At 69.2% G+C, this 18,336-nt stretch carries 15 protein-coding genes; 4 read left to right on the top strand and 11 right to left on the bottom strand.

Annotated features, from left to right (window positions below; translation table 11 throughout):
- Positions 1–51: 51 nt before the first annotated feature.
- Both BCL67_RS13045 and BCL67_RS13050 read right to left on the bottom strand, forming a co-directional pair.
- Positions 52–1,176 (bottom strand): 4-hydroxy-3-methylbut-2-enyl diphosphate reductase, encoded by a 1,125-nt coding sequence (locus BCL67_RS13045; RefSeq protein WP_258175066.1) that lies wholly within the window; start codon positions 1,174–1,176, stop codon positions 52–54.
- Between the two features lie 62 nt (positions 1,177–1,238).
- Positions 1,239–2,171: a hypothetical protein gene (locus BCL67_RS13050; protein WP_106123866.1), complete on the bottom strand. Its 933-nt coding sequence runs from the start codon at positions 2,169–2,171 to the stop codon at positions 1,239–1,241.
- Positions 2,172–2,266: 95 nt separating this feature from the next.
- Here BCL67_RS13050 and xseA point away from each other — a divergent pair, with 95 nt between their 5' ends.
- Both xseA and BCL67_RS13060 read left to right on the top strand, forming a co-directional pair.
- Positions 2,267–3,595 (top strand): exodeoxyribonuclease VII large subunit, encoded by a 1,329-nt coding sequence (xseA, locus tag BCL67_RS13055; protein WP_106123867.1) that lies wholly within the window; start codon positions 2,267–2,269, stop codon positions 3,593–3,595.
- The gene (locus BCL67_RS13060) at positions 3,592–3,867 is read left to right on the top strand and encodes an exodeoxyribonuclease VII small subunit (RefSeq protein ID WP_106123868.1); all 276 of its coding nucleotides are present in this window, start codon (positions 3,592–3,594) and stop codon (positions 3,865–3,867) included. Before xseA ends, BCL67_RS13060 begins: the two co-directional genes overlap by 4 nt.
- Positions 3,868–3,880: 13 nt before the next feature.
- Here the strand turns inward: BCL67_RS13060 and BCL67_RS13065 are convergent, their stop codons facing one another.
- The 4 genes from BCL67_RS13065 to BCL67_RS13080 form a co-directional block, all read right to left on the bottom strand.
- Positions 3,881–5,371, bottom strand: a complete 1,491-nt coding sequence (locus BCL67_RS13065; RefSeq protein ID WP_106123869.1) for an SLC13 family permease — start codon at positions 5,369–5,371, stop codon at positions 3,881–3,883.
- Positions 5,372–5,450: 79 nt separating this feature from the next.
- Positions 5,451–6,689, bottom strand: coding sequence for a pyridoxal phosphate-dependent aminotransferase (locus tag BCL67_RS13070; protein ID WP_106123870.1), 1,239 nt, complete (start codon positions 6,687–6,689; stop codon positions 5,451–5,453).
- A gap of 159 nt (positions 6,690–6,848) precedes the next feature.
- On the bottom strand, positions 6,849–8,087 hold the full coding sequence (locus tag BCL67_RS13075; protein ID WP_106123871.1) for a pyridoxal phosphate-dependent aminotransferase: 1,239 nt from the start codon (positions 8,085–8,087) through the stop codon (positions 6,849–6,851).
- A 117-nt stretch (positions 8,088–8,204) separates the two neighbouring features.
- Positions 8,205–9,167, bottom strand: coding sequence for a glycine betaine ABC transporter substrate-binding protein (locus tag BCL67_RS13080; protein WP_146131166.1), 963 nt, complete (start codon positions 9,165–9,167; stop codon positions 8,205–8,207).
- A gap of 46 nt (positions 9,168–9,213) precedes the next feature.
- Here BCL67_RS13080 and BCL67_RS13085 point away from each other — a divergent pair, with 46 nt between their 5' ends.
- Positions 9,214–10,953 carry a tetratricopeptide repeat protein gene (locus BCL67_RS13085; RefSeq protein WP_146131167.1) on the top strand — a complete coding sequence of 580 codons (1,740 nt, stop codon included), beginning with the start codon at positions 9,214–9,216 and terminating at the stop codon, positions 10,951–10,953.
- Positions 10,954–10,960: 7 nt separating this feature from the next.
- Here BCL67_RS13085 and BCL67_RS13090 read toward each other — a convergent pair whose 3' ends face one another.
- Genes BCL67_RS13090 through BCL67_RS13110 form a run of 5 tightly spaced genes read right to left on the bottom strand, consistent with a single transcriptional unit; the run spans position 10,961 to position 17,139 of the window.
- Entirely contained in the window at positions 10,961–12,235 is a 1,275-nt protein-coding gene (locus BCL67_RS13090) for a phosphotransferase (protein WP_106123874.1), read from the bottom strand.
- Between the two features lie 11 nt (positions 12,236–12,246).
- Positions 12,247–13,368 carry a hypothetical protein gene (locus BCL67_RS13095; RefSeq protein WP_146131168.1) on the bottom strand — a complete coding sequence of 374 codons (1,122 nt, stop codon included), beginning with the start codon at positions 13,366–13,368 and terminating at the stop codon, positions 12,247–12,249.
- Positions 13,369–13,384: 16 nt separating this feature from the next.
- A complete protein-coding gene (locus BCL67_RS13100) occupies positions 13,385–14,005 on the bottom strand; it encodes a GNAT family N-acetyltransferase (protein WP_258175068.1) in 621 nt (206 codons plus the stop codon).
- 32 nt (positions 14,006–14,037) lie between these two features.
- On the bottom strand, positions 14,038–15,747 hold the full coding sequence (locus BCL67_RS13105) for a DUF885 domain-containing protein (RefSeq protein WP_106123877.1): 1,710 nt from the start codon (positions 15,745–15,747) through the stop codon (positions 14,038–14,040).
- A gap of 6 nt (positions 15,748–15,753) precedes the next feature.
- Entirely contained in the window at positions 15,754–17,139 is a 1,386-nt protein-coding gene (locus tag BCL67_RS13110) for an NAD(P)H-quinone dehydrogenase (RefSeq protein WP_374955653.1), read from the bottom strand.
- 290 nt (positions 17,140–17,429) lie between these two features.
- On the opposite strand from BCL67_RS13110, the gene BCL67_RS13115 reads away from it, so the two are divergent.
- On the top strand, positions 17,430–18,257 hold the full coding sequence (locus BCL67_RS13115; RefSeq protein WP_106123887.1) for a purine-nucleoside phosphorylase: 828 nt from the start codon (positions 17,430–17,432) through the stop codon (positions 18,255–18,257).
- Positions 18,258–18,336: the final 79 nt, after the last annotated feature.

Here is an 18,336-nt window from a genome sequence, read left to right on the forward strand (position 1 = left end):
TCACGCCACCCTCGCGCACAGATGTCGGGCCCTGGACTCTGGACCAGGGGCTCAGGAGGTCGAGCAGGGGCTGGACTTGCGGCCGCCGCGGCCGACGTCGTCGTGTCCTGCCTGGGTGAGCGCCTTGCGGATCTCCTTGGGCAGCGAGAACACGATGTCCTCCTGCGCGGTGACGACTTCCTCGACCTGACCGTAGCCGTACTCGGCGAGCAGCCGCAGGACGTCATCGACCAGGACCTCGGGCACGGAGGCGCCGGAGGTGACCCCGATGGTGGCCGCGTCCTGGAACCAGGCCTCGTCGACCTGGTTGGCGTAGTCCACGCGCTCGGCGCGGGCCGCACCGTACTCCTTGGCGACCTCTTTGAGCCGAACGGAGTTCGAGGAGTTCTCGGAGCCGACCACGATCACCAGATCAGACTGGGGGGCGACCTTCTTGATCGCGGCCTGCCGGTTGGAGGTGGCGTAGCAGATGTCGTCCGAGGGCGGATCCTGCAGCTTGGGGAAGCGCTCACGCAGCTTCTGAACGGTCTCCATGGTCTCGTCCACCGAAAGGGTGGTCTGCGAGAGCCAGATCAGCTGATCCGGGTTGCGCACCTCGAGATCGTCGACCTCCCAGGGTCCGTTGACGATCGTGGTGTTCTGCGGAGCCTCGCCGTAGGTGCCCTCGACCTCTTCGTGGCCTTCGTGGCCGATCAGCAGGATCTCGTAGTCGTCCCGCGCGAAGCGCACGGCTTCGCGGTGGACCTTGGTGACCAGCGGGCAGGTCGCGTCGATGGTCTGCAGGTTCCGGCTCTCTGCCAGATCCTTGACGGCCGGAGAGACCCCGTGGGCGGAGAAGACGAGCATGGCACCCTCGGGCACCTCATCGGCCTCTTCCACGAAGATCACGCCCTTCTCCTGCAGCGTCTCGACCACGTGGCGGTTGTGCACGATCTCCTTGCGGACGTAGATCGGCGCTCCGTAGGTCTCCAGGGCCTTCTCCACGGCGATCACGGCCCGGTCCACCCCGGCACAGTAGCCGCGGGGTGCCGCGAGCAGCACCTTGCGCGGACCGGTGAAGGTGGACTCGGCGGCCACTTCCTCGGGGCTGCGGCGCCGGCGGGGCACCATCGGCATGGGGACAGCGATGTGCTGTCGCCGGGCCGGAGCGTCGGGGGCGGTGGCAGTGGAAGTCATGCGCCTGAGTCTACCGGCGGGCGCCTGGGGCCGTCACACCGTGTCCCCGGTTGACGCTGGGTTCACCGGTCGAGATCGCGGCGCCGGCTCCCCCGTCGGCTGCTTCGGGCTGCCACGCTGCCCAGCAGCCCCACGACGACGGCGGCGCCCGCCGCTGCGGTGAAGATCCACCAGGCCGGCTGGGCCCATTCGGTGAACCGGGACTGGACATGGTTCGCGAGGGCCGCGTTGGCCTCACCGGCCACCGCGCCGAACTCTGGAGCGGAGATCGCGAAGACTCCCAGTAGCCCCAGACCCACCGCGAGCAGGCCGCCGAGGGTCAGCGCCACCCACCGGCTCCGACCCGGGCCCAGGAGCAGTCCCAGTGCGGCCAGCACTCCGGCGGAGACGGCGAGCACCAGCCAGTGTCTGCTGACCTCCGCCAGCAGCGCCCAGGTATAGGGGTCTGCGCCCTCGCCGAGGGTGGCTTCGATGTCCACCACCAGCTCAGGGGCGAGGAACTCGAAGCTGGAGGTGTCCACGAAGGGCAGCCAGCCCAGGGCGGAGTCCAGACCCTCACGCAGCGGCTCGGTCATCGCCTCCGACATGGGGCTCAGGTCCACCGGGAGGTCCAGGTCGCTGGCGTCACCGGTGGTCCCCTGCTCGAACAGGGTCTCGAGCTGCGCGGTGTAGTCGGCCCGGGTTCCCTGCAGGGTCTCGTCCCAGGCTGCGTCCACTCCCTCGTTCTCCAGCATCGAGGCGACGATGGAGTCGACCGTGGAGTCTGCCGCGTCGCCGAGCAGGTTCGTGAGGCCTCCGGGAAGCTCAGACTCCAGCTCGGTCATCAACGTCTCGGTCACAAGCTCGCTGAACCCCTCCTGCTGAGGAAGGTCGCCGGCGATCTGCGCGATGGGCTCCTGCTCCCGCAGCAGCTGGTTGATCTGGAACCCTGCCAGCGCCGTCGCGGCGAGCACGGCGGCGAGCAGCAGCGAGATCACGCTGAGCACCTGGCGCATGTGGATAACTCCTTCAACCAGGTCAAGGGGGTGGCATAGGCTGTAAGCACCATAGCGAACCTTCCGGGGAGACCGTCGATGATCGAAGGCAGGACATGAGCGAGCCGGCACAGGCGCAGGACACTTCGGCGGAGACCCCGTGGCCGCTGAGCACGTACTCCGGCAAGCTCAAGGCCCATATCGAAGCCGCACCGCCCACCTGGGTGGAGGGCCAGCTGGTGGAGTTCAATCTGCGCAACGGCAATGCCTGGATGACGCTTCGGGATCTGGAGCAGGAGGTGTCCTTCTCCACGGTGGCCTGGCGCGCGGTGGCCGGCAGCCTCAACGGCACCGTCCAGCCCGGATCCCGCGTGGTCGCCCTGGTGAAGCCGAACCTCTACGAGAAGTCCGGCCGGCTGTCCCTGGTGGCCCAGCAGATGAAGCCCGTGGGACTCGGGGACCTGCTGGCCCGGATCGAGCAGCTCAAGCAGCGTCTGGCCGCAGAGGGTCTGTTCCGGGTCGACCGGAAGAAGCCGCTGCCGGTGCTGCCGTTGCGGATCGGACTGATCACCGGTCGGAACTCGGACGCCAAGAAGGACATCCTGCGCAACACCCACGCCCGCTGGGCCGCCGCCCAGTTCGAGATCCGTGAGGTCGCGACCCAGGGGCCCAGTGCGCCCCAGGAGGTCGCCGCGGCGCTGGCGCAGCTCGACGCGGATGCGGACGTGGAGGTCATCGTGATCGCGCGCGGCGGCGGCGCCCTGGAGGAGGTCGTGCTGCCGTTCTCCGATGAACGGCTGATCCGCGCCGTCGCGGCCGCGCACACCCCGGTGGTCTCGGCGATCGGGCATGAGGCGGACCGCCCGCTGCTCGACGAGGTCGCGGACATGCGCGCATCCACCCCCACCGGTGCCGCGAAGCTGCTGGTGGTCGACGAGGCCCAGGAGCGCGACCAGCTCACCCACGCGCGGGAACGCATGTCCGCCGGCGTCGAACGGCTCATCGGCCGGGAGACCGAATGGCTGACCGCGCTGCGTTCCCGGCCGGTGCTCGCCCAGCCTCAGGACATGATCACCGGACGCGCCCAGGAGCTGCTGATGCTGCGGCGTCGCTCGCTCTTCGGGATGGAGACCGCGGTGCGCCGCGGCACCGACTGGGTCGCGCAGACGCGGGCCCGGGTCCGGTCGCTCTCCCCCCAGTCCACCCTCGATCGCGGATACGCGGTGGTGCAGACCCAGGCCGATGTGGGCTGGGAGGTGCTGCGCGATGCCGCCACCGTCTCCCCCGGGGACCAGCTGAGCATCATGGTCGCCTCCGGCGAGCTCACCGCCCGCGCCGAAGAGATCTACCCCAAGGACCGCCGGGCCGCCCCTGCCGAGCAGGCTGCCACGGCGCTCGAGACACCACAGACCGCACAGACCCCGAACCGAGAGGCAGCGCCATGAGCGAAGACGCCAGCGCCACCCAGACCCAGACCGCGACGTCCACCGAGTTCAGCACCGCGCAGACCGAGGACATCGAGACCATGAGCTACGAGCGGGCCCGCGAGGAACTGATCTCGGTGGTGACCAAGCTCGAGACCGGCGGCGCCCCGCTGGAGGAGTCACTGGCCCTCTGGCAGCGCGGCGAGGCCCTCGCCGACCGCTGCGAGCGGTGGCTCGACGGCGCGCGGACCCGCCTCGAGGAGGTCCGCGTGGAGCTGACCGAGGACCGCTAGGCCGGCAGGGGCGTCATACCCCGCTGGCGAGGACGACCGGCTGCCAGAGCAGGATGAAGACCGAGATCAGGCTCAGCGCGATGATGTTCATCCAGAAGCCGGCCTTCACCATGTCGTCCATCTCCAGGTAGTCGGAGGAGAACACTGCCGCGTTCGGCGGAGTGGAGATCGGCAGCATGAATGCGCAGCTTGAGGTCAGCGCGACCAGCGCCATGATCGCGAAGGGGTCCACTCCCATGCCCAGGGCGAGCCCCACGCTGACCGGGATGAGCATGTTGGACACCGCGGTGTTCGACATCACCTCGGTCATGAACAGTACGATGGCTCCGAGCACGACGATGATGATGACGTAGGGCAGCACCTCTAGTCCGCCGAGTATCTCGCCGAACCACGGGGTGAGGTCGGAGTCGTCGAAGGCCGCCGCGAGCGAGAGTCCCCCGCCGAAGAGCAGCAGGATCCCCCAGGGCAGTGCCTGCATGTCCTTCCACACCAGGATGCCGCCTCGCTTGCCGTCCTCATCAGTCGCTCGGGCGCGCAGCAGGAACATCGCGGTGGCACCGATCATGGAGACCGTCGTGTCTGTGAGCGGAATTCCCCATTCCTCGGGTAGGAACCCGATGGTCATCCACATGGCGCCGACGAAACCAAAGATGGCCAGGACCGTCTTCTCCTCGTAGGACATGGAGCCGAGCTCGCGCAGCTGATCATGAGCGAAGTCTGGTGAGATCTCGGCCTGGGAGACCAGTCGGAACTGGACCTTGGAGAGGTAGAAGTACAGCAGCACCAGCAGGATGGCAGTCAGCGGGGCGGCGAAGACGAACCACTGCGCGAAGCTGACGGTGATGTCGAAGTGCAGCGACGCTTGGGCGGCGAACACCGCGTTGGGCACCGAGCCGATCAGCGTCGCCAGTCCGCCGATGGAGGCGGCGTAGGCAATGGCCAGGAGCAGTCCCTTGGCGAACTTCTTGAGTCCCTCCTCGTCGAAGAACTGCTTCTCCTTGACCTCTTCGATCAGCGCCAGGCCGATGGGCAGCATCATCAGAGCCGTGGCCGCGTTCGAGATCCACATCGAGAGTCCGGCGGTTGCCAAAATCACGCCCAGCATCAGCCGGTTGCCCTGGGTCCCGACCATGCGGATGATGGTCATGGCGATGCGTTTGTGCAGGTTCCACTTCTGGATCGCGAGGGCGATCGTGAAACCACCCATGTACATGAAGACGATCGGATTCGCATACGCCATCGCGGCGGTCTCTTCATCTGTTCCACCCGTGAGCGGCAGCAGAAACAGCGGAAGCAGCGACGTCGCGGGAATCGGCAGCGCCTCGGTGATCCACCAGGCGGCGACCCACAGGGTCACCGCGAGCACCGCTCGAGGCGCGTCGTCGAGACCGGTGATCGCCGGGATGAAGTAGAACACGGCGAAGAGCACCGGGCCCAGCACCAGCCCTACTCGTCGTCGGCTCAGCAGCTGCGTGCGCTCGGTCGTCTCCTTGTCGGTGGCCATGGGGCCAGAGTGTTCCAGACCACAGCGACGTAATCCAACTCAACGCTTCGCTTGAGCGAGGCGGAAACAGGAACCAGGCTCAGGCGCGGGCCGCGGCGTCCCGGTAGTCCGCGAGGAACTCTGCGATCCCGGCGATCGCGTGCTCGAGGTCTTCCACCCCGGGCAGAGTGACCAGCCGGAAGTGGTTGTCATCGATCCAGTTGAACGCCCGGCCGTGGGAGACCAGGATCTTCTGCTGCCGCAGCAGCTCGATGACGAACTTCTCGTCGTTCTCGATGGGATAGATCTCCGGATCCAGCCGCGGGAACAGGTAGAGCGCGCCGTCGGCCTGGTGCACCTGGACGCCTTCGATCTCGCGGAGCAGCCGATACGCGGTCTCGCGCTGTTCGAAGAGCCGCCCGCCCGGATCGATCAGGTCCTGGATGGACTGGTGTCCGCCCAGCGCCGCCTGGATCGCATGCTGGGCGGGAACGTTGGCGCACATGCGCATGTTCATCAGGAGGGTCAGCCCTTCCATGTAGTTCTTCGCCCGGTGGGTCGGCCCGGAGACGAAGATCCACCCGGAGCGGAAGCCCGCCACGCGCCACGTCTTGGAGAGTCCGGAGAAGGTGATCGTGAAGACGTCATCCGAGAGCGTGCAGGCGTTGATCATCTCGGCATCGTCGAAGGTGATGTTCTCGTAGATCTCGTCCGAGAGCAGCATCAGGTTGTGCCGCCGGGCGATGTCGACCATCGCCTCGAGGATCTCACGCGGGTAGACCGCACCGGTGGGGTTGTTCGGGTTGATGATCACCAGGGCCTTGGTCCGGTCGGTCACCTTCGACTCGATCTCGGCGGGGTCCGGCCACCAGCTGTTGTCCTCATCGCAGATGTAATGCACGGCCCTGCCGCCGGCCAGCGTGGTGGCGCCGGTCCAGAGCGGATAGTCCGGGGCGGGGATGAGCACCTCGTCACCGGGCGCCAGCAGCGCCTGGAGCACCATCGAGATCAGTTCCGAGACCCCGTTGCCCAGATAGATGTCCGCAGGGTCCGCATCGGTCATGCCGCGAGCCTGGTAATACTGGGCGACGGCGATCCGGGCGGAATAGATGCCCTGGGAGTCGGAGTAGCCCTGGGCGTCGTGGAGGTTGCTGATCATCGCCATCCGGATCGAGTCCGGCGCCTCGAAGCCGAAGGGCGCCGGGTTCCCGATGTTCAGCCGCGTGATCGCATGCCCTTCGCGCTCCAGCCGAGCGGCCTCCTGCGCGATCGGCCCGCGCACGTCGTACCGGACGTCCTGAAGCTTGGGCGACTGGGTGAAGTCTTCGAATTCCTGCATCCTGGAGTTACGCACTGTCCTATCCTGCACCTTCCGAGGTGTGAGAGCCCCTGTCGTTTCACATGCTGAACGTCGCACCGTCCCGGCGCGGCGCGTGCCGCGCGCCGTTCTTCGGGCGCACGGTGCCGCGCGGGCGGAGCCTGAGCCCGCGCGCCGCGGTCAGGCTCGGGCGAACGCGTCGCGGTAGGAGGCGAGGAAGTCCGCGATCCCGGCGATGGCCTCTTCAAGCTCCTCCACCGGCGGCAGCGACACCAGCCGGAAGTGGTTGTCATCGATCCAGTTGAATGCCCGACCGTGGGAGACCAGGATCTTCTGCTGACGCAGCAGCTCCATCACGAAGGTCTCATCGTTCTGGATCGGATAGATCTTCGGATCCAGCCGGGGGAAGAGGTAGAGCGCGCCGTCGGCCTGGTGGACGTCCACGCCTTCGATCTCGGCAAGGAGCTTGTGGGCGATGTTGCGCTGCTCATAGAGCCTGCCGCCGGGACGGATGAACTCCTCCACGGACTGGTAGCCGCCGAGCGCGGTCTGGATCGCGTGCTGGGCGGGGACGTTGGGGCACATCCGCAGGTTCGACATCAGGTTCAGGCCCTCGATGTAGTTCTTGGCCCGGTGCTTGGGTCCCGACATGTAGAGCCAGCCGGAGCGGAAGCCCGCCACGCGCCAGGTCTTGGAGAGTCCGGAGAAGGTGATCGTGAAGACGTCATCGGAGAGCGTGCAGGCGTTGATCATCTCGGCGTCGTCGAAGGTGATCTTCTCGTAGATCTCATCGGAGAGCAGGATCAGGTTGTGCCGGCGGGCGATGTCGACCATCGCCTCGAGGATCTCACGCGGGTAGACCGCGCCGGTGGGGTTGTTCGGGTTGATCAGCACCAGAGCCTTGGTCCGGTCGGTGACCTTGGACTCGACCTCTTCGGGGTCCGGCCACCACTGGTTCTCCTCGTCACAGATGTAGTGCACGGCGCGCCCGCTGCACAAGGTGGTGATCGCGGTCCACAGCGGGTAGTCCGGGGCGGGGATGAGCACCTCGTCGCCGGGGTTGATCAGCGCCTGCAGCACCATGGTGATCAGCTCGGAGACGCCGTTGCCCAGGATCACATCGGAGACCTCGGCCTCGCGCATGCCGCGGGACTGGTAGTACTGGGCGACCGCGGTGCGGGCCGAGTAGATGCCCTGGGATTCGGAATAGCCCTGGGAGCTGGGGAGGTTCTTGATCATGTCCACCAGGATCGAGTCCGGCGCGTCGAAGCCGAACGGCGCCATGTTCCCGATGTTCAGCTTGGTGATCCGGTGTCCCGCTCGCTCGAGCCGTGCGGCTTCTACTGCGATGGGGCCGCGCACGTCGTACCGCACGTTGCGAAGCTTCTGGGCCTGTGTGAAGTCCTCGAATTCCTCCATGACCAGATTGTGCCCTATGTCGGACTCTGTGCCGGGACGTTACGACCTCGACTCTTCTTCGGCGCGTTGCGCCCCGCGAGGCGAGCCGTGCGGTGTGCCTTCACACCCGGCGCGCGCTCAGCCCCAGTCCTCGGGCTCTGCGACGAAGCCCTCCTGGACCAGCCAGTACTCGGCGGCCTCCTGCGGGCTCAGCGCCTGCTCCCCGTCGACCAGCCGGCGCAGCGTGACCAGGGCGTCCTCATTGAGCGCCTGCGCCAGCTCCACGGCCACGCCGGGGACCTCCTCGGCGACCTCCGCGGAGACCACCGGGACGAACTGCTCCTGCGGGAAGGCGCGCTCGGCGTCGGTGAGCGCGATGAGCGCCTGCTCCTCGATGCCGGGGTGTGAGGTCGTGACGATCGCGGCGTCGAGCTCGGCGGTGATCACGTCGTTGATCAGCTCGGACTCCTCCGCGACGACGATCTCGGCGGGCTCGCAGTCATAGATCTCGGCCAGCAGCGGTCCTGGCTCCGGCAGATCCGGGCGCACGCCGATGCGCAGCTCGTCACAGGCCGCAGCGAAGGCGGGGTCATCGACCTCCCCCTCGGTGGCGATCTCGTTGAGCTGGGCGGTGACCGTGGTGATCACCAGGGAGCTGCCGAGCACCGCCGAAGAGGGCTCCAGCAGCTGCGCGTCCTCGTCGAGGCTGTCTTCGATGACGCCGAGCAGCTCCGCCGAGCTGGGCTGCTCCAGCTCGCCGAAGGCCTCCGGGTCCAGCTCCCGCGCGAGGGCCATGGACCGGCCGATGACGAGATCGGACTCCCCCGCCGTGACCACATCACCGGGGCCGCGATCTGAGGTCTCCACCACCGCGGGCGTGTCCCGGGAGTTCAGCGCCAGGGCGTAGACATTGGCGATGGTCTGATCCAGCGGATGCTCCCCCACGGCGATGGTCCAGGCCCGCTCGGCGGCGCTCCCGGTGGGCTCCTCCGCCGGTGGCGGGGGCGAGCACCCCGTCGCCGTCCATACCGCGACCGCGGCAACAGTGGTGATCCCCGAGACGCGGCGGGCACGCCGAGGCGTCACAGGGGAAAAAGTCATGAGCGTCATTCTACGACGGCGCCGGATCGGCGCTAGTCTGGTGAAGATGACGAGTCCGCTGATTCCGCGTCTGACGGCACTCCTCGAGGCCGCCGGTGGCACGACTGTGCCCGCCGCCGATGCCGCCGGATGGCTCGACCTCGCCTATGAGGGCGCCTACGGCGAACGCTACCGCTCGGCCGCTGAGGCCGCCGAAGCCGGACTGAGCTCCCCTGGTGGAGAAGATCCGGAGAACCGGCTGATGCTGCTGCGCATTCTGGCCGGCGTCCACGAGATGCGCGGAGACTCCGCCGCCGCCGCTCCGTTCATCGCTGCCCGGCTGAGCCTGCTGCGCGATCTGGGCCGGTTCCGCCAGGCCCGGCTCGAAGACGATCTCGGCGCGATGCTGCTGCGGGAACCCGACCGGGTCGAAGGCGAGATCCTCGCCCGGGTCGCGGAGGACCTGCGCGCCGAGGATCAGTCCTCCGGCCAGGTCTCAGTGGAGCTCGCCGACGTGCTCTCCTCGCTGGCGGTGCGCCGGCTCCAGGACGAGGGTCCCGAACTCACTCTGCCCCTGGTGCAGGAGACCTGCACCATCCTGTCCACGCTGGACCGGCCCGAGGCGCTGGCCGGGGCTCGGATGTTCCTGGCCCACACGCTGCTGCTCTCCGGGGAGACCACCCAGGCGCTGACCACCGCGGAGCTGGTGCTCGGCGCCCCGGCGAACCGTGCGGTGCACGGCGCGATGGCGATGCTGCAGGCCACGATCCACCATCATGAAGACCGCAACCTCGTCGCGATCGAGTCCGCGCTGCGCTCGGTCGAGCTCTATGCCGCCGCTCGGGTGCGCAAGGGAGCCGCCTCGGCCGCGGCGCTGCTGGCCGGGCTGACCGGAGAAGAGGACGACGGCGAGGCCTCGGTCCTCGCCTGGCGGGTCGCCGTGCAGCAGGCCGAGCTCGGAGAGTTCCGCGAATCGAGGCTGCTGACCCTGGCCCTGGGACAGCAGCTCCTGGAGCTGGACGACTACGCCGAGGCCGAGAAGGTCCTTGATGCGCTCTCCGTGCGGCTGGGCGGATCCGAGGAGGATCGCTCCACCCGGGCTCGGGCGCTGATGGGGCTCGGTCACGCGGTGACGCATCTGAAGCGCCCGCTGGAAGCGATGTCGCACTGGAACGAGGCGGCGGAGATCTTCAGCGAGATCGGTGAGACCGATGAATCAGCCCGTGCCCACCTCGCCGCCGGCGCGCTGGCCGCCTCGCTGGAGCGCCTGGAGGTGGCCCGCAGCCACTACGAACGTGGACTCGAGCTGGTGGAGCACAGCGAGGACCTGGACCCGCAGGTGCTGTTCCAGGCGCTGCACTCCCTGGGGCACCTGCTCACCCGGGCCGAGGACCAGACCGGGATCGCCCACCTGGACCGGGCGCTGGCGCTGGCTCGAGAGCACGGCACCACCTGGCAGCGGGCGGACATCACCGATTCACTCGCCCGCGGTTGGACCGCCCTGGGCGATGGGACCAAGGCGGTGGCCGCGGGCCTGGAAGCCGCTGACCTCTTCGCCGAGGCCGGGGACGAGGACTCAGCCGGGGACGCCGAGGTCTTCGCCGCGAAGGTGCTGCTGGAGATGGGGCGCGCCGACGAGGCCGAGACCATCTTCCGGATGTCCACCGACGAGCGCGAGGCCAGTCCGACCCTGATGGCCGATGCGCTCGAGGGTCAGATCGAGGCGCTGATGCGCCAGGGCAAGGCCGAGGCGGCCGCCGATCTGCGCCGCAAGCTCACCCGGCTCAAGCGCCGCATGCGCAGCTGAACAGGTCCTAGCGTCTCGGCCACTGCGGCAGCGCAGGCTCCGGCGGGCGAAGACCCACCACGGCCTCGGCGCAGCTGAGTCGGTGCTCCGCCTGGGCCTGCCAGTGCTGTCTGCGGGTGTCCCGCGCCCCAGCCACCAGCGACAGCGCCACCGATGCGGTGCGCACGCGCAGCGCCTGCGCATCCACGGTGGCTGCGAACCCGGCGGCGAAGCGCTGGAACGCGGCGGGGACATGGATGTACCGGGCGTCTACGGCAGGCAGCACCGCGAGGTGGCCCAGGAAGCAGGCGAGGTCATCCACCCGGTGTCCCGGCCCCAGCGAGTCGACGTCGAGCAGCGCGGAGACCTCGCCACCGTGCATCAACAGGTTCGCCTCATAGAAGTCCCCGTGGGTGGGGACCACCGGTCCGCGGTCGGTCATCGGCAGTGCCGCGCTGATGTGCTCGACCAGCGCGCGGATGCGGTCGGCGGCCTCGGGCAGGGCGGAGGTCGCGGCCGTGGCGTAGGCGGAGAGCCGGTCGGTCCAGGCTTCTCGGGCCGGCAGCGTCATCACCTCGGCCGGGAGCTTCTCGAGCAGCTCGATGAACTGCTCCGGTGCGGCACCGGCGGCGCCGTCGGCGAGGAAGTATTCGGCCAGGGACTCCCCCGGACCCTCCTTCAGGGCGACGACGTCGAGCACCGGCTCACGCACCGGCACGGCGGCCGGGATCCCGGCGTCGAGCAGCAGCTGGTGGCGGGTATGCAGCTCATCGGCGCGGCGGGCGCGCAGGACCTTCAGGAAGAGTCGAGTGCCGTCGTCGAACTCGGCGGCGATCACCGCCCGGCGCAGCGGCCGGTAGCTGATGGTCTCCAGGCTGATCAGGTCACGGCCTGCGCCCCAGACGTTGCGGACCGAGTCGGGGTCGGTGGCGATGCGCAGCCCCGGCAGCGACGGGTCCAGCGGGTGCTGCCAGATGGAGAGCCGGCCGTAGGGACTGTGTGACTGCACGACGCCGTCCGCATCGGCGGGCACCGGTTCGGTGGTCATGCCCACGTAGAGCTCGTCCACATGATCGGAGGTCTCGGTGTAGGCGCCGGCGGGTCCTCCGCGCGGCATCACCGGGCGCCCGGTGGCAACCCGGTAGACCCCGGTCACCCCGGCACCCGGACGGTGCTGCAGAGACTCCAGGTGCACGCTGGTCGCGTAGACCCCGGTGTGTTGAATGGCCTCCGCGATCGGCGGATGCGCGTCATAGGACTCCATGAACGCCAGCTGCCTGGCTTCCAGCTCGGCTGGGGTCATGCCTTTTGACATCAGGCGCGCCGGCGCTTGAGCACTTCGTCGAGATTCATGGAGTCGTGCTTCGGCCCCTTGAGCTGCTCCGCCGCACGGTCCTGCTCGACCGGCCCGTGGCCGACGGCCGGGGTCTGCTCGGCGGGAGGCTGCGGGTCCAGGAAGCGGCGCTGGGTGAGCTTGACGTCGCTGCGCGGAGCAGGGGTCTGCGCCTTGAGCGCCTCGGGCTCGACCCGCTGCGCCTTGTCGAGCTCCAGGTACTTCGGGCGCGGCACGGCGCGCGGCTCCCACGGACCGACCGGCTCGGCTGCCTCGCCGAGCACCGTGCCGGAAGCCTGCACGTCGGCTCCGAAGGTGCGCTCCAGACCGACGGGAAGTCCGTCCTCGTCGATCTGCTGCAGCGAGTTCGGGCCGCCGGCTCCGCGGTCATCGGAGCTCAGCGCGTCGAAGAGCCCGGCGCGCGCCGGGCGCTCCCAGGGCGTGGCCTGCAGCGGGTTCATCGCTTCTTCGATGGCTGACTGCACGCGGGCCCGACGCTGGCTGCGTCGGCGCAGCACCGCCATGGTCCGCATCGTCACCAGCGAGAGCAGGAAGATCCCAGCGGCGCTGAGCGGCACCGCGGCGGGCACCGCGGTCAGCGGGGCGAGGATCCCGGTCACTACCGCAGTCAACAGGGCGAGCACTCCGAGCAGCGCCACCAGGGTGCGCCCCCAGTGCAGGTGGAACCCGGAGGGCCGGCCGGGTGAACCGGCCGCTGCGCGTGCGGAATCGCTGCGCCAGGAGCCAGCGCGGTGCTGGGCCTCTGCGGCGCGTGAAGAATCAGCGTCGCGTGAAGAGTCAGTGGTGGAAGACATTGTCGCCCCTCGGTCGGTGTCGGGGTGGGCGGTGGTGCCGGTCGGCGGCGTCGAGGAGGGCTCCTGCTGCGGAGCGTCCTGCTCGGCCGCGGCGGCGTCCTGGTGAGCAGGCTCGAGATCGGCGAAGCTGCTGGCCTGGCGCTGTCCGCGCAGGACCAGGGTGCCCAGAAAGAGCACCGCGATCAGGGCTATCAGGGCGGAGGAGGGGATGGGCAGGCCCTGCACAGCGGAGAGGAAAGCACTCTCGGTGTGTTCCATGCCCAGCATCTCTGGCCCCCTGCCCTTCATGAAGTACAGGGTGAGCCTATCCGACACCTGATTGTGATCCGCGGCAACGCGCCACAAGTCCTTCGCCGATCTCTTCCCGGGTCAGCGCGAAGCAGCGGTGGTCGCGCCAGGCGCCGTGGATGTGCAGGAACCGCAGCCGCAGCCCTTCTTCGCGGAATCCCAGCTTCTCCACGACCCGCAGGCTGGCGGCGTTCTCCGGGCGCACGGCGACCTCGACCCGGTGCAGGCTGCGTTCGAAGAAGAGGTGGTCGACGGCGAGCGCCACCGCCATCGGGGTGATCCCCTGCCCGGCGTGTCCCTCATCGAGCCAATAGCCCAGCGAGGTGGTCCGCGCGGAGCCGCCGATGATCGGACCCACGGTGAGCTGCCCGACCAGCCGGGCCGCCTCCCCGGCAGGGGTGAACCAGATCAGCCACGGCAGATGGGTGACGGCCTGCGCGCTGCGGGTCAGATTGCGGGCCATCTGCCGGAAGCTGGAGGCCGAGTCGCGGGGATCCGGGTCTTCGGGGGTGGTGGCGTCCCAGGGCTGCAGCCACTGGGTGTTCAGGACCCGCAGCGCCATGAAGCGATGTTCATCCTGGAGCGTGAGCGGTCGCAGCTCCACGCGTCCCGCGGGGGTCTGGACTGCAGGGCTCACCGGCCAGGCGTGGTTCCGGCCGGAGAACAGCCTCATGGCCGCATCGCGAATCGCAGCGTGTCCAGTCCGACCATGCCCAGCGCCAGCAGCTCGGTGTGGAAGGCCCGCAGGTCGAAGGTCTCCCCTGCCTGCTGGGCGGCCGCCTCGCGCTCGGCGCGGATCTGCTCGAAGACCCGCTGACCGACCTTGTACGAGGGCGCCTGCCCGGGCCAGCCCAGATAGCGGGTGAACTCGAAGTCCAGCTGCGCGGGCGAGATCGGGAGGTGTGCACGCAGGAACTCCTTGCCCCGCTCGGGGGTCCAGGTCTCCCCGCCGAACTCCGGCGGAGCCTCGAAGCCGCAGTGGACCCCGATGTCGAAGACCACCCGGGCCGCGCGCATCCGCTGCATGTCATACATCCCCATCAGGTCGCCGGGGTCGGTGAGGAAGCCCAGCTCGGCCATGAGCTGCTCGGCGTAGAGGGCCCAGCCCTCGGCGAAGCCCGAGACGAAGCTTCCGTGGCGGCGCCAGGAGTTCAGCCGGTCCTTCACCAGGGTGGCGGTGGCGATCTGCAGATGGTGCCCCGGGACGCCCTCGTGGTAGACGGTGGTGGTCTCGGTCCAGGTCGTGAAGCTCTCGTCCTCGGGCGGGACCGACCACCACATCCGGCCGGGCCGGGAGAAGTCGTCGCTGGGACCGGTGTAGTAGACCCCGCCGTCCTGGGTCGGGGCGATCATGCACTCCAGGACATCCATCGGGGCGGGGATGTCGAAGTGCACGTCCTTGAGCGCGGCGAGCGCCTCATCGGAGAGTCGCTGCATCCATTCCTGCAGCGCGGCGGTGCCGGCGAGCTGTCGGGCGGGATCCGCGTCGAGGATCGCCTTGGCCTCCTGGACCGAGGCGCCGGGCTTGATCTGCTGGGCCACATCTTCCTGCGCCGCGACGAGCCGTGCGAGCTCCTCGAGCCCCCACCGGTAGGTCTCCCCCAGGTCCAGCGTGGTCCCGGTGAAGTATCGGCTCGCCAGGCTGTAGGCCTCGATGCCCACGGCGTCGGTCTCCGGCGCCTGGGGCAGCAGCTCGGTCTCGAGGCGCTGGGCCAGCACCCGGTAGGCCTGCTGGGCCGCCTGGGTCCCGGCGGCGAGCGCGTCCTGCGTGGCGGCGCTGACCTGTGCCTGCTGGCCGCTGGTCAGGTAGCCGGCGAGCGCGCCGTCGTCGGTGGCATAGCTGCGGCACTGCTGCGCCACCGCCTCGACCTGGCGGCGGGCGGGCACGTGACCCTGCTCGGCGGAGTGCACCAGGGAGGCCCAGTATCCGTCCAGCGCGGCCGGCAGATTGCGCAGCCGTCCAGCCAGGTGGGTGAAGTCCTGCTCGGTCTGCGCGGGCATCAGCTCCAGGACCATCCGCACGCCCTGGGGCGGGGAGGCCAGGTTGTTCAGCTCGGTGCGCCCGGAGTCGTGCAGCGCCACGTCGAGTCCGATGCGTTCGGCCATCGCATGCAGCGTCACCGCGTCGATGTCGTCTGCGGGCTGAAGCTCGGCCAGCCGGGTCAGCGTCTCGCGCTGCAGCGCGGCGACCTCTTCACGGCCGGCGGGCGAGTAGTCGGCGTACTCCGTCTCGACCCCCGGGCGGCCGAGCACCGTGGCCTCCTCGGGGTTCAGGGCCAGGAGCCGCTCGAAGTAGTCCTCGGCGAAGGCGTCCACCGCGGTGGGGGTGCGCGGCGACAGTGCCGCGGGGCCGGTCGACTCGGGGGTGCTGCTGCTCATCCGGGGTCAGTCCTCTGGGTCGGTGACGTGGAGGTGAAGCCGGCGGGCGGCCTCGGAGATCGAGCCGGTCAGCGACGGATAGACCGTGAAGGTCGTCGCGACGTCGTCGACGTGGAGCTTGTGCGTGACGGCCAGGGCGAGCGGGAAGATCAGCTCGGAGGCGCGCGGGGCGACGACGACGGCGCCGATGACGGTGCCGGAGCCCTTCCGCGAGAAGATCTTCACGAAGCCTTCGCGGATGTTCATCATCTTGGCCCGCGCGTTGGTGGCCAGATCCAGCTTGATCACATCGGCCTGGTACTTCCCGGAGTCGACCTGCTCCTGGGTGACCCCGACGGTGGCGATCTCCGGTGAGGTGAACACGTTGGACGCGACCTGGTGCAGCTTCAGCGGCTTGACGCTCTCGCCCTGCATGTGGGCCACGGCCACGCGGCCCTGCATCGCGGCGACCGAGGCCAGCGGCATGACCCCGGTGCAGTCCCCGGCGGCGTAGATGTTGTTCGCGGTGGTCCGCGAGACGGTGTCCACCTGGATGTGGCCGGAGTCGGAGATCTCCACTCCGGCCTCCTCCAGCCCGATCCCGGCGGTGTTCGGGATGCCGCCCACGGCCATCAGGCAGTGCGAGCCGTGCAGCACCTCACCGTTGGTGAGCCGGACCTCGACCCCGTTCTCGGTGCGTTCCACGGACTCGGCGCGGGTCCGCGAGGCGACGTGGACCCCGACGCGTTCGAAGGAGTTCTCCAGCACCGTGGCGGCGTCGGAGTCCTCCCCGGGCAGGACCTGATCCCGGGAGGAGACCAGCGTGACCTCGGCACCGAGCCGGCGGTAGGCAGAGGCGAACTCGGCACCGGTCACACCGGAGCCGACGACGATCATGTGCTCCGGGGCCTCGATGAGGTTATAGGCCTGGGTCCAGTTGAAGATGCGCACCCCGTCGGGCTTGGCCGAGGTGAGCTCCCGCGGGTGGGCTCCGGTGGCGACGATGACGGCGTCGGCCACGATCTTCTCACCGGAGTGCTCACCGGAGGTGACCTCGATGGTGTGCGGCGGCACGAGCCTGCCGCGTCCGATGATGACCCGCACCCCGTAGGACTCCAGGGTGGAGCGGATGTCGCGGGACTGGCTGTGTGCAAGCTTGAGCAGACGCTCATTGACCTTGGAGAAGTCCGCCCAGGCCTCGGCCTCCTCGGCGTCCTCCACGGCAGCATCCTCGGTGCCGTTGCTGTGTTCCCCGAAGCGCACGCCGAACGCGGGCGAGACGTTGACCCGGCGCATCGCGTCGGCGGTGGCGATCAGGGTCTTGGACGGGACGACGTCGGTGAGCACCGCCGAACCGCCGAGGCCCTTCTCCTCGATGATGGTGACCTCCGCGCCGGCGTCGGCGGCGACCATGGCCGCTTCATAGCCGCCCGGGCCTCCCCCGAGGATGGCGATGCGGTCAGGGGCGAAGCGTCGTTGCACGTTAGTTGGAGTCACAGCCCCATTCTGCCCAGTCGGGACACCAATGTCATACGCCGCACAGGGATGTGACCCAAGGCTGTGGATCCGACGGGCCGCGTCAGCCTGCCCCGGTGTCCCACCCAGACGGTAGATTGATCCCTGTGAGCCACGACAAAGTCCAGACCCAGCACAGTGCCCCGACCAACGACGGACTCGGAGACCACCTGGTCCCGCATCCGGAGCTGACCCCGACCAACGACCCGACCGCCCCGGCGAATCTGCTCGCCGAAGCGGCCGCCGGTGCGCTGCTCGCACAGGCAGGGGTCGACTCCATCGACCTGGCCTGCACCCTCGGCTCGGGCTGGGGTGACGCCGCCGCCCAGCTGGGCGAGCTCGTCGCGGAGATCGACGCCGAGGAGATCCCCGGCTTCCATTCCTCCGGCGTCTCGGGCCACAGCGGAACGCTCAAGGTCATCCGCACCGGCTCCGGAGCGCATGTCCTCGTCATCGGAGCGCGCACCCACTACTACGAGGGGCGCGGCGTGGACGCCGTCGCCCACGGCGTGCGCACCGCCGCCGCCGCGGGTGCCGCGACCATGGTGCTCACCAACGGCTGCGGCGGGCTGAACCCGCAGTGGAAGCCCGGCACCCCGGTGCTGATCTCCGATCACCTCAACCTCACCGGAACGTCCTCGCTGCGCGGCGCGCACTTCGTGGACATGACCGACCTCTACTCCCCCCGACTGCGCGCCGTGGCCCGAGAGGTCGACCCCGACCTGCCCGCGGGCGTCTACGCGCAGTTCCCGGGCCCGCACTATGAGACCCCCGCCGAAGTCAGGATGGCCGGAGTCCTCGGCGCCGATCTGGTGGGCATGTCCACCGCGCTGGAGGCGATCGCCGCCCGCGCCGCCGGCATGGAGGTCTTCGGCATCTCCCTGGTCACCAACCAGGCGGCCGGGATCTCCCCAGAGCCGCTGAGCCACACCGAGGTCCTCGACGCCGGACGCGACGCGGCTCCCCGGATCTCCGCGCTGCTGGCCCAGGTCATCGGGCGCATCGTCGCTCCCTGACCGAGTGCCCTGCCATCCACCGATGATCCGACGATGACCGACCGACCCAGACCCGATACCCCGACCGAGATGAGGGAGC

The organism is Nesterenkonia sandarakina (assembly GCF_003003175.1).
GTDB classification, from domain to species: Bacteria; Actinomycetota; Actinomycetes; order Actinomycetales; family Micrococcaceae; genus Nesterenkonia; species Nesterenkonia sandarakina_A.